We start from the raw sequence: 12,761 nt of genomic DNA on the forward strand, positions 1-12,761 counted from the left end.
TACGATGTGATTTCCTTTATTGTCCAATCGAAAAAATATTTTGTCAAGAGATGAAAACATGGTAACATAGGGGTTGTGCAAATTATTGCAACGGAAAATACAGGTGTGCAAATTTTTTCATATAAAGGGGTATCGGGATGCAGAAGGTGCTGATTATAGGTGCTGGTAAAGGAGGCACGGCGCTCTTACAGATTTTGATGAAAACAAAGCTGATCCAAATTATTGCGGTGGTTGATCAAGATCCGGAGGCGCAAGGGCTGCAAGAAGCCCGGAAATATGGAATTGCAACCTCATCAGATTGGAAATCTTACATAACCGAAGATATAGATATCATCATTCATACAACGGGCGACAAGGCGGTCATGGATGAGCTTCTCCAACAGAAAAAAGAACAAACCATCGTCATGCCGGGAAAATTGGCGTACATGATGTTTCAGCTGATGGAGGAAAAACAGGAGCTTATTCAAATGCTGAAGTCCCAGACGTATAAGCATGACCGGATTTTTAATTCAACGCACGACGGCATGATTTTTATAGACGTCAATGAAACGATCATTTTATTTAATCAGATGGCTGAAAAAATGGTCGGTCAAAAACGGGAAGATGTCATCGGCCGCCAAATTAAAGACGTAGTGCCGAATACAAAACTGCCGCGGATTCTGGAAACGAGAGAGCCGGAGTATAACCAGAAGCAGCTCCTCGGAAAGCACCTTCAGATTGTCACGACAAGACTGCCGATCATTGATGAAGGCGGGAAGCTTCTCGGGGCGTTATGCGTGTTTAAAGACATCACGGACGCGGTTGAGCTGGCAGAAGAGGTCACGAACTTAAAACAAATCCGCACTATGCTTGAAGCGATTATTCAATCGTCAGACGAAGCCATTTCCGTCGTTGATGAAAACGGCATCGGAATGTTAATCAACAAAGCGTATACAAAAATGACCGGGCTGGCAGAAAGCGAAGTCATCGGAAAACCCGCCTCCACCGATATTTCGGAAGGGGAAAGCATGCATCTGAAAGTATTGGGGACAAGGCGGCCCGTACGGGGGGTAAGGATGAAAGTCGGCCCCAATAAAAAGGATGTCATCGTGAATGTTGCCCCTGTTATTGTCGACGGTATTTTAAAAGGCAGCGTCGGCGTCATTCACGATGTGTCAGAAATTAAAACGCTGACGGCTGAATTGAACCGGGCGCGCCAGATCATCCGCACGCTTGAAGCGAAATACACGTTTGATGACATTATCGGCACGAGTGAACAAATGCTGGTGGCCCTTGAACAGGCCAAGCTCGGGGCGAAAACGCCGGCGACGATTCTGCTGCGGGGAGAATCCGGCACCGGAAAAGAACTTTTCGCCCACGCCATCCATAACGAAAGCGACCGAAAATACAATAAATTCATCAGGGTCAATTGTGCGGCCCTATCTGAATCCCTGCTTGAATCCGAGCTTTTCGGCTATGAGGAAGGCGCGTTTACGGGCGCGAGGCGCGGGGGCAAAAAAGGGCTTTTTGAAGAAGCGAATAACGGCAGCATTTTCTTAGATGAAATCGGGGAGCTGACCCAAAGCACCCAGGCAAAGCTGCTCAGAGTTCTGCAGGAAAAAGAAATTATCAGAGTCGGAGGCGCTAAAGCAATTCCTGTCAATGTCAGAATTATCGCAGCGACAAATGTCAACATCGAAAAAGCCATGGCGGAAGGGACGTTCCGGGAAGACCTGTATTACCGGATTAACCGTTATCCGATCTCCATCCCGCCGCTTCGGCAGCGTAAAGAAGATATTGAAGCGCTGAGCATTCGGCTCATTGAAAAAATCAATCAGGATTACGGACGCAACGTAAAGGGACTCTCGCCCAACGCGCTGCGTGCTTTATCAGCCTACAGCTGGCCTGGAAACGTACGAGAGCTCGAAAATGTGCTCGGCCGGGCGATGATATTTTTAGAGCCGAACATGGAGCGGATCGAACAGCAGCATCTGCCTGTTTTTGAAACAGAGCTGAATGAAAAAAACGGCGCTCAAAGTGATTTTCCGGATGTGGAAGGAGAAAAACTCTCTCAAGCCGTTGAAAAATTTGAAGCGCATGTCATTCAAAAAACGCTTGAAAAGCACAAATTCAACCGAACCAAAACGGCAAAAGCGCTTGGCGTCAGCATTCGGAATCTGTACTACAAAATGGACAAGTACGGCCTTGCAAATGACGGCATGCAATAAATTGCAGAAACAGCGCAACCAGCTGCATGTTTTCTTGAAAAAAGGCCGGAATAACCCTCCCGCATATTTGGCACGGAACTTGCATTGATAAAAGCGGATTCGCACAAGGAAGGTGGTACAAAATGAAGCTGAGAGACCTAGTTGAAAAAGCCGCGGCAAAAAACGCAAAAACCATTGCAGTGGCCCACGCAGCAGATAAAGAAGTGATCCAAGCCCTCAAAATGGCGGCAGAACACTTATCGGCACGATTTTTACTGACGGGTGACAGTGAAAAGCTGAAAGAACTCCTGGAAAACGAGCCGAAGTTTAATGCTGAAATCGTCCACGCCGATTCACCCGAAGAATCTGCGGCAAAAGCAGTGCGGGCAGTGCGCGAACAAGAGGCGGATATTTTAATGAAAGGGAATCTGCCGAGCTCAACTCTTCTGAAATCGGTGTTAAACCGACAGGAAGGGCTGCGTTCAAAAAAGGTGTTATCACATGTAGCCGTTTTTGAGGTGCCGGACTATGACCGGCTGATGTATGTAACGGATTCGGCGCTGAACATTGCCCCGACTCTTGAAGAGCTTCGGCATATTCTGCAAAATGCGGTTCATGTCGCACATTCAGTAGGGAACCCTATGCCAAAAGCTGCAGTCCTTGCCGCAATTGAAACGGTCAATCCGAAAATGGAGGCGACGCTGAACGCCGCTGCAATCGTCCAAATGTGCAATAGAGGACAGATTACGGGCTGCATTGCGGACGGACCGCTTGCTTTGGATAATGCCGTATCCCAAGCGGCCGCGCTCCAAAAAGGAATTTCCGGAAGCGTTGCGGGCCAGGCGGATATTCTCTTGGTTCCTTCAATTGAGGCTGGAAATATGCTTTACAAGTCAATGATTTATTTTGCGAAAGCAAATGTTGCTGCCGTCATCGCCGGTGCGAAGGCGCCGATTGCATTAACGAGCAGAGCGGATACCGCAGAAAATAAACTGTATTCAATTGCGCTTGCGATTTGCGCATCACAAGAACAGTAGGAGGAACGAACCTATGGAAATTTTTAAATATATGGAGACTTATGATTACGAACAATTGGTATTCTGCCAAGATGAACAATCTGGATTAAAAGCGATCATCGCGATTCATGATACGACGCTCGGTCCTGCACTCGGCGGAACAAGAATGTGGACATATGACAGTGAAGAAGCTGCGATTGAAGATGCATTAAGACTCGCAAAAGGCATGACTTATAAAAATGCGGCTGCCGGACTAAACCTGGGCGGCGGGAAAACCGTTATTATCGGGGACCCGCGCAAGGATAAAAATGAAGAAATGTTCCGCGCGTTCGGCCGGTACATCCAAGGCTTAAACGGAAGATATATTACGGCGGAAGACGTCGGCACCACCGTTGAAGATATGGATATTATTCATGATGAAACAGACTATGTAACAGGGATTTCTCCTGCATTCGGTTCCTCAGGAAATCCGTCTCCGGTTACGGCGTACGGCGTATACAAAGGGATGAAAGCTGCTGCTAAAGCGGCGTTCGGCACTGATTCACTGGAAGGAAAAACAATTGCTGTGCAAGGCGTGGGAAATGTGGCTTATAATCTTTGCCGCCACCTTCACGAAGAAGGCGCTTCTTTAATCGTGACGGATATCAATAAAGAATCTGTTAAACGTGCCGTTGAGGACTTTGGCGCCCGTGCAGTCGATCCGGACGACATTTACTCACAGGCGTGCGATATTTATGCTCCGTGTGCTCTCGGCGCTGTCATTAACGATGACACGATTAAACAGCTGAAGGCGAAAGTCATTGCGGGAGCGGCCAATAACCAGCTGAAAGAGACACGTCACGGCGATACCATTCATGAGATGGGAATCGTATACGCACCGGACTATGTCATCAATGCCGGCGGCGTCATCAATGTAGCAGATGAGCTTTACGGCTACAATGCAGAGCGGGCTTTGAAAAAGGTTGAAGGCATCTATGCAAACATTGAACGGGTGCTCGATATTTCTGCGCGTGACGGCATTCCGACATACTTAGCGGCTGACCGTCTTGCTGAGGAACGAATTGAGCGCATGCGCCGTTCAAGAAGCCAGTTTCTGCAAAACGGCCAAAGCATATTAAGCAGACGGTAGGAAATTGATCTGGAGGTATGAAAATGTTCGAACAGGAAAAACGCATTCTCATTCTGAATCCAGGCTCAACATCAACGAAAATCGGCGTCTTTCACAATGAACGCTGTATATTTGAAAAGACGCTGCGGCACCCCGAAGAAGAGCTGAAAACATTTAACAGCATTATCGCCCAATACGAATTTCGAAAAATAAGCATACTTGAGTCTCTGCACGAACAGGGCATCAACATTTCAAAGTTTGATGCCGTTTGTGCCAGAGGCGGCCTGCTCAGACCGATTGAGGGCGGAACATATGAAGTGAATGACGCCATGATCACTGATTTGAAAAACGGCTACAACGGCCAGCATGCTTCCAATCTGGGCGGAATTATTGCCAGGGAAATTGCTGACGGGCTAAATATCCCGGCATACATCGTCGATCCGGTCGTAGTGGATGAGATGACTCCGCTCGCTAAAGTATCAGGGATGCCTGAAATCAAGCGGAAAAGCATTTTTCATGCTTTAAACCAAAAAGCCGTTGCCCGTCAGGCGGCGGCGTCCCTCGGCAAGCGGTATGAACAGATGAAGATGGTCGTCACCCACATGGGCGGAGGGATCACAGTCGGCGTTCATGACTGCGGAAGGGTGACGGATGTCAACAACGGGCTTCACGGTGAAGGACCTTTAAGTCCGGAACGTGCGGGAACCGTTCCGGCTGGAGATCTGGTGGAAATGTGTTTTTCCGGCAAATATTCAAAAGCCGATATGATGAAAAAACTTGTCGGCACCGGCGGACTGTCCGGCTACCTGGGAACAACGGACGCATTGAAAGTGGAAAAACGAATTCAGGACGGAGATGAGCATGCAAGGCTCATTTATGATGCCATGGCTTATCAAGTAGCAAAAGAAATCGGGGCGGCAAGTGCCGTTTTAAAAGGAAAAGTAGACATTATCGTCCTGACGGGCGGATTAGCGTACGGGAAACGTTTCGTATCCGCCATCAGATCGTACATAGATTGGATTTCGGATGTACTGGTGTATCCGGGAGAAAATGAACTGCAATCTCTCGCGCAAGGCGCGCTTCGGGTTTTAGCCGGTGAGGAGCAGGCAAAACAATATCAGATCGGCGAAGGAGTGAAAACAGATGGCGACTGAGTATGATGTGGTCATTCTGGGCGGCGGAACAGGCGGTTATGTCGCCGCCATCAGAGCGGCCCAGCTCGGCTTAAAAACGGCCGTTGTAGAAAAAGAAAAACTCGGCGGAACATGCCTGCATAAAGGATGTATTCCGAGTAAAGCGCTGTTAAGAAGCGCGGAAGTGTATCGGACAGCAAAGGAAGCGGCATCGTTCGGCATTGAAACGGAAGGTGTCTCCCTCCGTTTTGACAGTGTGCAAAAACGAAAGCAGGGAATCGTTGACCGGCTGGCCGGCGGTGTAGCCCACCTGATGAAAAAGGGGAAGATTGATGTATTCAACGGGTACGGACGTATGCTCGGCCCTTCCATCTTCTCACCTCTTCCAGGTACGGTTTCCGTTGAATACGCAAATGGCGAAGAAAACGACATGCTGATACCGAAACAATTGATTATCGCAACCGGTTCGAGACCGAAAATGCTGCCGGGTTTAGAAGCTGACGGTACATATATTCTGACGTCAGATGAAGCGCTTGAGCTTGAACGTCTGCCCCAATCTATGATGATCGTCGGCGGCGGTGTCATCGGTATTGAATGGGCATCCATGCTGAACGATTTCGGCGTCGATATCACTGTGATCGAATATGCGGACCGCATTTTGCCGACTGAGGACCGTGATATTTCAAGCGAAATGGAAAAACTGTTAACGAAAAAAGGAATTAAGATCGTGACGGGTGCGAAAGTGCTTCCGGATACATTGAAGAAAGCGGACGGTGTTTCAATTGATGCTGAAAAGAATGGAAAAAGCGAAACGTATCATGCAGAAAAAATGCTTGTTTCCATCGGCCGCCAGCCGAACATTGAAGGAATCGGCCTTGAAAACACGGACATTGTAACGGAAAACGGTTCTGTCGTCGTAAATGAAGCCGGACAGACGAAGGAATCGCACATTTATGCGATCGGTGATGTTGTCGGCGGACTGCAGCTTGCACATGTGGCATCCCGTGAAGGCATCATTGCCGTTGAGCATATGGCGGGTCTTAATCCGGCGCCTCTTGATGCCGCTCTTGTGCCAAAATGCATTTATTCAAATCCGGAAGCGGCGAGTGTCGGTTTGACAGAAGAAGAAGCCGAACGCAAAGGACACGAACTTAAGATCGGAAAGTTTCCGTTCATGGCGATCGGAAAAGCTCTTGTTTACGGGGAAAGCGACGGCTTTGTCAAAATCGTCGCCGACCGGAACACAGATGATATTCTCGGTGTTCATATGATCGGTCCGCACGTCACTGATATGATCTCTGAAGCGGGGCTTGCCAAGGTGCTCGATGCGACGCCGTGGGAAATCGGCCAGTCCATACACCCGCACCCGTCGCTTTCAGAGGCGATTGGAGAAGCTGCACTAGCCGCAGACGGAAACGCGATTCATTTTTAAAAGGAAAGAAGGAGGGGTTTGAATGACTACAAACCGCCATCAAGCATTAGGGCTTTCTGACGCGGAAGCCGTTGAAATGTATAGAACCATGCTGTTAGCCAGAAAAATCGACGAAAGAATGTGGCTGTTAAACCGCTCGGGCAAAATTCCGTTCGTTATTTCATGTCAAGGGCAGGAAGCGGCACAAGTAGGCGCGGCCTATGCTTTAAACCGCGATACCGACTATGTGCTTCCTTACTATAGAGATATGGGGGTTGTGCTTGCATTCGGTATGACTGCAAAGGATTTGATGATGTCCGGTTTTGCGAAAGCGGCTGACCCGAACTCAGGCGGAAGGCAGATGCCGGGACACTTCGGTCAAAAGAAAAACAGAATCGTAACGGGCTCCTCTCCTGTTACGACGCAGGTCCCTCACGCAGTCGGGATCGCGCTTGCGGGACGCATGGATAAAAAGGATATCGTTTCTTTCGTGACCTTTGGAGAAGGCTCTTCCAATCAGGGAGATTTTCACGAAGGGGCGAACTTTGCCGCCGTGCATAAATTGCCGGTCATTTTCATGTGTGAAAACAATAAGTATGCCATCTCTGTCCCGTATGACAAACAGGTGGCCTGCGAGAATATCTCCGACCGGGCGGTAGGCTACGGTATGCCGGGCGTCACTGTTGACGGAAACGATCTGCTGGAAGTTTACCGGGTCGTGAAAGAAGCGCGCGAACGTGCGTCTAAAGGCGAAGGCCCTACATTAATCGAAACGGTTTCCTACCGTTTGACGCCGCATTCGAGTGACGACGACGACAGCAGCTACAGAGAACGCAAAGAAGTAGAAGAAGCAAAGAAACAAGATCCGCTTCTTATATACAAAACATACCTTCAAGAAGCCGGGCTTCTTAGTGAAGAAGAAGAAAAGACCATGCTGGATGACATCATGGCGATCGTAAACGAAGCGACAGACGAAGCGGAGAAAGCGCCATATGCATCTCCTGAATCAACGCTTGATCACGTTTATGCGAAGTAGGGAGGAATACTTATGTCTGTAATGTCTTATATTGACAGTATTAATGCAGCAATGAAAGAAGAAATGGAAAGAGATCCGCGCGTTTTTGTTCTCGGGGAAGACGTCGGGAGAAAAGGCGGCGTGTTTAAAGCCACGGCAGGTCTCTATGAGCAGTTCGGAGAAGAGCGGGTGATGGATACGCCGCTTGCGGAATCAGCGATTGCGGGCGTCGGCATCGGCGCCGCCATGTACGGCATGCGTCCGATCGCGGAGATGCAGTTTGCCGATTTCATTCTTCCTGCGGTCAACCAAATCATTTCAGAAGCGGCAAAAATCCGCTACCGTTCAAACAATGATTGGAGCTGTCCGATGGTCATCAGAGCGCCTTATGGCGGCGGCGTGCACGGGGCGTTGTATCATTCCCAATCTGTGGAGGCCATCTTTGCCAACCAGCCGGGCCTTAAAATTGTCATGCCTTCAACTCCTTATGATGCAAAAGGGCTGTTAAAAGCTGCTGTCCGTGACGAAGACCCCGTACTGTTTTTCGAGCATAAGCGGGCGTACCGCCTGATTAAAGGCGAAGTCCCTGCTGACGATTACGTCCTTCCGATCGGTAAGGCGGATGTAAAACGCGAAGGCAGCGACATTACTGTCATTACGTACGGTTTATGCGTCCATTTCGCTCTGCAGGCTGCCGAGCGTCTTGAAAAAGACGGAATTTCCGCGCACATATTAGATTTGCGTACGGTCTATCCGTTAGATAAAGAAGCCATCATTGAAGCCGCATCTAAAACGGGTAAAGTATTGCTGATCACAGAAGATACGAAAGAAGGCGGCATTATGAGCGAAGTCGCCGCCATTATTTCTGAGAACTGCTTATTTGATTTAGACGCACCGATCAAGCGGCTTGCGGGTCCTGACGTTCCGGCGATGCCTTATGCGCCGGCAATGGAAAAATACTTCATGATGAATCCTGACAAAGCAGAAGCCGCGATGAGAGAATTAGCGGAGTTTTAAAGACGTAAGGAGGTTTTTGACATGGCGATTGAACAAATTGCTATGCCTCAGCTCGGAGAGAGCGTGACGGAAGGGACGATCAGCAAATGGCTGGTATCCCCGGGTGATCAAGTGAATAAATATGACCCCATCGCGGAGGTCATGACAGATAAAGTGAATGCAGAGGTGCCGTCTTCTTTTACCGGTACGATTACAGAACTAGTAGGGGAAGAAGGGCAGACTCTTGCAGTAGGCGAGATCATTTGCAAAATTGAAACAGAAGAAACGGCAGCCGAAGAGGCGCCGAAGCGGGAAGAAGTGCAGAATCCCCCTGCAGACACCGCAGACACCGATTCAAACCGTGCAGGTAAAGATCAGTCAAATAAAGCGCGATATTCGCCGGCCGTGCTCAGGTTAGCGGGAGAACACGGCATTCAGCTTGAAGAAGTTGAAGGAACGGGTGCAGGCGGAAGAATTACGCGAAAAGACATTCAAAAGATCATTGATTCGGGAATGCAGCAGAAGACGGAAGCGCCGGCACCGGCTGCCGTCCAAACAACGCAACAAGCACCGAAACAGGAGCAAAAACAAGCGCCGGCACCAGCTCTGTCAGCCGGTGATATTGAAATTCCGGTTACAGGCGTCAGAAAAGCCATCGCAGCCAATATGCATAAAAGCAAAACAGAAATTCCGCACGCCTGGACGATGATGGAAGTTGACGTCACAAACATGACGGCGTACAGAAACAGTATTAAAGACTCGTTTAAACAAAAAGAAGGCTTCAATTTAACATTCTTCGCTTTCTTTGTAAAAGCGGCGGCGCAGGCTCTTAAAGAGTTCCCGCAAATGAACAGCATGTGGGCGGGGGACAAAATCGTCCAAAAGAAAGACATCAACATCTCCATTGCCGTTGCCACAGAAGATTCGCTGTTTGTTCCGGTTATTAAGCATGCTGATGAAAAAACGATTAAAGGCATAGCCAGAGAAATAACGGATCTTGCGAAAAAAGTGAGAGACGGAAGACTTGCCGCCGATGATATGCAGGGCGGCACCTTTACCGTCAATAACACGGGATCTTTCGGCTCTGTTCAGTCTATGGGCATTATCAATCATCCGCAGGCAGCCATTCTTCAGGTAGAATCAATCGTCAAACGTCCGGTTGTCATGAATAACGGGATGATTGCCGTGCGTGATATGGTTAATCTTTGCCTGTCTTTAGATCACAGAGTGCTTGACGGGCTCGTATGCGGCCGTTTCCTCGGACGCGTCAAAGAGATCTTAGAAAACATTGACGAAAATACTTCAGTCTATTAAAAAAAACTCCCTTTTGCCCTGGCGGCAAAGGGAGTTTTTTTCAGTTTCATTCTGAATCTTCGGGAACGAGCATGGTGAGATGATGTTTTTTTACTTCGATCGTGCAAGGCGCCTTTCCATATACCTCGCCGTCCGTATCCGCGTCCATTTCACGTTCAGTTTCGATTTCAATCCTGGAAGCCTGAATATACGAAAGCTCCCCTTTAAAATCATCAAATGAACCCTGCTCCATCGTCATCAGCTCCCGCAAAGCGGCAAGGCTTGTGCTGCGGCAGATTAACACATCGGCTAACCCGTCCTGAAGGCTGGCATCAGGCAGGGGAACTCTGTTTGTCCCGATAAAATGCCCGTTCATAACAAGCACCATAACGGCTTCGTCTTCTTTCACCTCATCGTCGATCGTCAATCTGACGGGAAAAGGGTTCGCGCTTGTCATCGTCCGCAAGGCGCTCGTGAAATAGCTGATTTTCCCGAGCAATGCCTTTTCTTTTTCATTAATATGGCTCGATGCTTCAGTGATCAGCCCGATCCCCCAGAAGTTCAAAAAATAGCTGTCATCCGATTTGCAGACGTCTATCATTTGTTTATGCCCGGCTGCGAGCGCTTCAGCGGCCTTTTGAAGATTTTGCGGGATGCCGAGCGCCCGTGAAAAATCGTTGCACGTTCCCCCCGGCAAAATGCCGACAGCGGGTCTGTGATCAAGCTTGCTGATGCTGTTGATGCATTGATGCACCGTGCCGTCTCCGCCTAAAATGTATAAATGGTCAACCGAGCTGTCGAGATTTTCACAAAACTGACTGGCATCATCCTGATGTTTGGTCGGTTTAATCAAAAGCTCGTCAGCTGACTGGGCCAAAATGGGGACGACCGTGCCGAGGGTTTTATCAATCTGTTTTTGACCGGCGTTTCCGTTATAAATTAATATTGCTTTCCGTTGGCTCATACGACTGCTCCTTTATTTCAGACAATCTCTTTAACAAGTTTCCCGTTTTTAAAAGGTCATAAACTTACACCGAAAACATAAAAGGGACAAAAAACAATCAGAGATGAGCGGTGTCATTTGCCGATAGGGCAGGTTCCTTGCTATCATAAGAGAAGATGATCAAAAAGGAGAGGTCCCAGTTGAATATGGATTTTAATTTATTTATGAATGATGTCGTGCGTCAAGCCCGCCAGGAAATCACAGCCGCCGGTTATACGGAGCTGAAAACCGCTGAGGAAGTGGACGAAGCGCTTTCGAAAAAAGGAACGACACTTGTTATGGTCAATTCTGTGTGCGGATGCGCAGGCGGAATTGCAAGACCTGCGGCGTACCATTCCGTACATTATGATAAACGCCCGGATCAGCTTGTGACGGTTTTTGCCGGACAGGACAAAGAAGCGACAGCAAAAGCGAGAGAATACTTTGAAGGCTATCCGCCGTCCTCTCCGTCCTTTGCGATTTTAAAAGACGGGAAAATCATGAAAATGGTGGAACGCCATGAAATTGAAGGACATGAGCCTATGGCAGTCGTCACAAAACTGCAGGAAGCCTTTGAAGAATATTGTGAAGAAGTATAAGTAAAAAGGAAAACCCCGGAGCCAAGCGCTTGCGGGGTTTTTTTATATGGTGTTTGTATAAATATAAATATTTATGCACCGACAATCAGCTGTCACTCATTCGAAAAACAATGACTATAATAAATAAAGAAAGGGAATTATATTTTTTGAAAATAGTATTGCATAACTAGTAAAAAGTGTTTAAAATACAGATTAACGAATAAATATTCAAGTTTAAGAGATAAGCAGATATGGGGGAAAATAATCATGAAGAAATGGCTGTTGGTATTGACTGCCGCATGTATCACCTTTGCACTGTCCGCCTGCGGATCAGGCAATTCAGGCTCAGAAGGCGGAAAGAACAAACTGATTATGGGTACATCGGCTGATTATAAACCGTTTGAATATAAAGACGGCGATCAGATCGTCGGATTTGACGTTGATCTTGCAAAAGCTCTGGGCAAAAAGACCGGCTATGACGTTGAGGTGCAGGACATGGACTTCAACAGTCTGATTACATCGCTGAAGTCTAAGCAGGTTGATATGATTTTATCAGGAATGACACCTACGCCGGACCGGAAAAAGCAAGTAGATTTCTCAGATATTTATTATACTGCTAACAATATGATCGTTACGAAAAAGGGAAGCAGCATTAAATCTCTGAATGATCTGAAAGGCAAAACCGTCGGTGTTCAGCTCGGCTCCATTCAAGAAGAAAAAGGCAAGAAGCTTGCTTCAAAATACGGTTTTCAGCTCGAAGACCGCAACCGCATTTCAGACTTAACGGAAGAGATTAAATCCGGACGTTTTGATGCCGCAATTATCGAAGACATCGTGGCACAGGGCTATTTCAGTTCAAATCATGATCTGCAGGGCTTTGTCTCAGCAGATGCGAAATCAGACGAATCGGGCTCCGCGATTGCGTTCCGCAAAGACAGTGATCTGACAGCGAAGTTTAACAAAGCGCTGAAAGAAATGGAGAAAAACGGAGAAATCGAAAAACTGAAGAAAAAATGGTTCACCAACGAGAAATAAAAGAAAGC

At 47.9% G+C, this 12,761-nt stretch carries 11 protein-coding genes; 10 read left to right on the forward strand and 1 reads right to left on the reverse strand.

Going from position 1 to position 12,761, the window contains the following annotated elements:
* Positions 1-137 precede the first annotated feature (137 nt).
* The 8 genes from ACH32G_RS12650 to ACH32G_RS12685 all read left to right on the forward strand — a co-directional run bounded on the left by ACH32G_RS12650 (position 138) and on the right by ACH32G_RS12685 (position 10,179).
* A complete protein-coding gene (locus ACH32G_RS12650; protein ID WP_049626989.1) occupies positions 138-2,207 on the forward strand; it encodes a sigma-54 interaction domain-containing protein in 2,070 nt (689 codons plus the stop codon).
* A 122-nt stretch (positions 2,208-2,329) separates the two neighbouring features.
* Positions 2,330-3,223 (forward strand): phosphate butyryltransferase, encoded by an 894-nt coding sequence (gene yqiS / locus ACH32G_RS12655; protein WP_448814408.1) that lies wholly within the window; start codon positions 2,330-2,332, stop codon positions 3,221-3,223.
* A 13-nt stretch (positions 3,224-3,236) separates the two neighbouring features.
* A complete protein-coding gene (gene bcd / locus ACH32G_RS12660; RefSeq protein ID WP_007612452.1) occupies positions 3,237-4,331 on the forward strand; it encodes a branched-chain amino acid dehydrogenase in 1,095 nt (364 codons plus the stop codon).
* A gap of 17 nt (positions 4,332-4,348) precedes the next feature.
* Positions 4,349-5,464: a butyrate kinase gene (gene buk / locus ACH32G_RS12665; protein WP_095241629.1), complete on the forward strand. Its 1,116-nt coding sequence runs from the start codon at positions 4,349-4,351 to the stop codon at positions 5,462-5,464.
* Positions 5,454-6,875, forward strand: coding sequence for a dihydrolipoyl dehydrogenase (gene lpdA, locus ACH32G_RS12670; protein ID WP_016939030.1), 1,422 nt, complete (start codon positions 5,454-5,456; stop codon positions 6,873-6,875). Before buk ends, lpdA begins: the two co-directional genes overlap by 11 nt.
* A 22-nt stretch (positions 6,876-6,897) precedes the next feature.
* Positions 6,898-7,890 carry a thiamine pyrophosphate-dependent dehydrogenase E1 component subunit alpha gene (locus tag ACH32G_RS12675; protein WP_060964809.1) on the forward strand — a complete coding sequence of 331 codons (993 nt, stop codon included), beginning with the start codon at positions 6,898-6,900 and terminating at the stop codon, positions 7,888-7,890.
* A gap of 12 nt (positions 7,891-7,902) precedes the next feature.
* Positions 7,903-8,886: a 3-methyl-2-oxobutanoate dehydrogenase subunit beta gene (gene bfmBAB / locus ACH32G_RS12680; RefSeq protein ID WP_045927155.1), complete on the forward strand. Its 984-nt coding sequence runs from the start codon at positions 7,903-7,905 to the stop codon at positions 8,884-8,886.
* Between the two features lie 21 nt (positions 8,887-8,907).
* Entirely contained in the window at positions 8,908-10,179 is a 1,272-nt protein-coding gene (locus tag ACH32G_RS12685) for a dihydrolipoamide acetyltransferase family protein (protein ID WP_448814409.1), read from the forward strand.
* 46 nt (positions 10,180-10,225) lie between these two features.
* On the opposite strand, the gene ACH32G_RS12690 is transcribed toward ACH32G_RS12685, so the two are convergent.
* Entirely contained in the window at positions 10,226-11,122 is an 897-nt protein-coding gene (locus tag ACH32G_RS12690) for a YegS/Rv2252/BmrU family lipid kinase (protein ID WP_448814410.1), read from the reverse strand.
* A gap of 179 nt (positions 11,123-11,301) precedes the next feature.
* Here ACH32G_RS12690 and brxB point away from each other — a divergent pair, with 179 nt between their 5' ends.
* Positions 11,302-11,739, forward strand: a complete 438-nt coding sequence (gene brxB, locus ACH32G_RS12695; protein ID WP_003153223.1) for a bacilliredoxin BrxB — start codon at positions 11,302-11,304, stop codon at positions 11,737-11,739.
* A gap of 246 nt (positions 11,740-11,985) precedes the next feature.
* Positions 11,986-12,753: a transporter substrate-binding domain-containing protein gene (locus ACH32G_RS12700; protein ID WP_045927157.1), complete on the forward strand. Its 768-nt coding sequence runs from the start codon at positions 11,986-11,988 to the stop codon at positions 12,751-12,753.
* Positions 12,754-12,761: the final 8 nt, after the last annotated feature.

The sequence above is a fragment of the Bacillus sp. CIS52 genome, assembly GCF_053545315.1.

Coding starts and splice junctions, on each gene's coding strand:
- buk (WP_095241629.1), top strand. CDS start 4,349: ATGAAAATGTTCGAACAGGAAAAACGCATTCTCATTCTGAATCCAGGC.
- yqiS (WP_448814408.1), top strand. CDS start 2,330: ATGAAGCTGAGAGACCTAGTTGAAAAAGCCGCGGCAAAAAACGCAAAA.
- bcd (WP_007612452.1), top strand. CDS start 3,237: ATGGAAATTTTTAAATATATGGAGACTTATGATTACGAACAATTGGTA.
- ACH32G_RS12700 (WP_045927157.1), top strand. CDS start 11,986: ATGAAGAAATGGCTGTTGGTATTGACTGCCGCATGTATCACCTTTGCA.
- ACH32G_RS12685 (WP_448814409.1), top strand. CDS start 8,908: ATGGCGATTGAACAAATTGCTATGCCTCAGCTCGGAGAGAGCGTGACG.
- bfmBAB (WP_045927155.1), top strand. CDS start 7,903: ATGTCTGTAATGTCTTATATTGACAGTATTAATGCAGCAATGAAAGAA.
- lpdA (WP_016939030.1), top strand. CDS start 5,454: ATGGCGACTGAGTATGATGTGGTCATTCTGGGCGGCGGAACAGGCGGT.
- ACH32G_RS12690 (WP_448814410.1), bottom strand. CDS start 11,122: ATGAGCCAACGGAAAGCAATATTAATTTATAACGGAAACGCCGGTCAA.
- ACH32G_RS12650 (WP_049626989.1), top strand. CDS start 138: ATGCAGAAGGTGCTGATTATAGGTGCTGGTAAAGGAGGCACGGCGCTC.
- ACH32G_RS12675 (WP_060964809.1), top strand. CDS start 6,898: ATGACTACAAACCGCCATCAAGCATTAGGGCTTTCTGACGCGGAAGCC.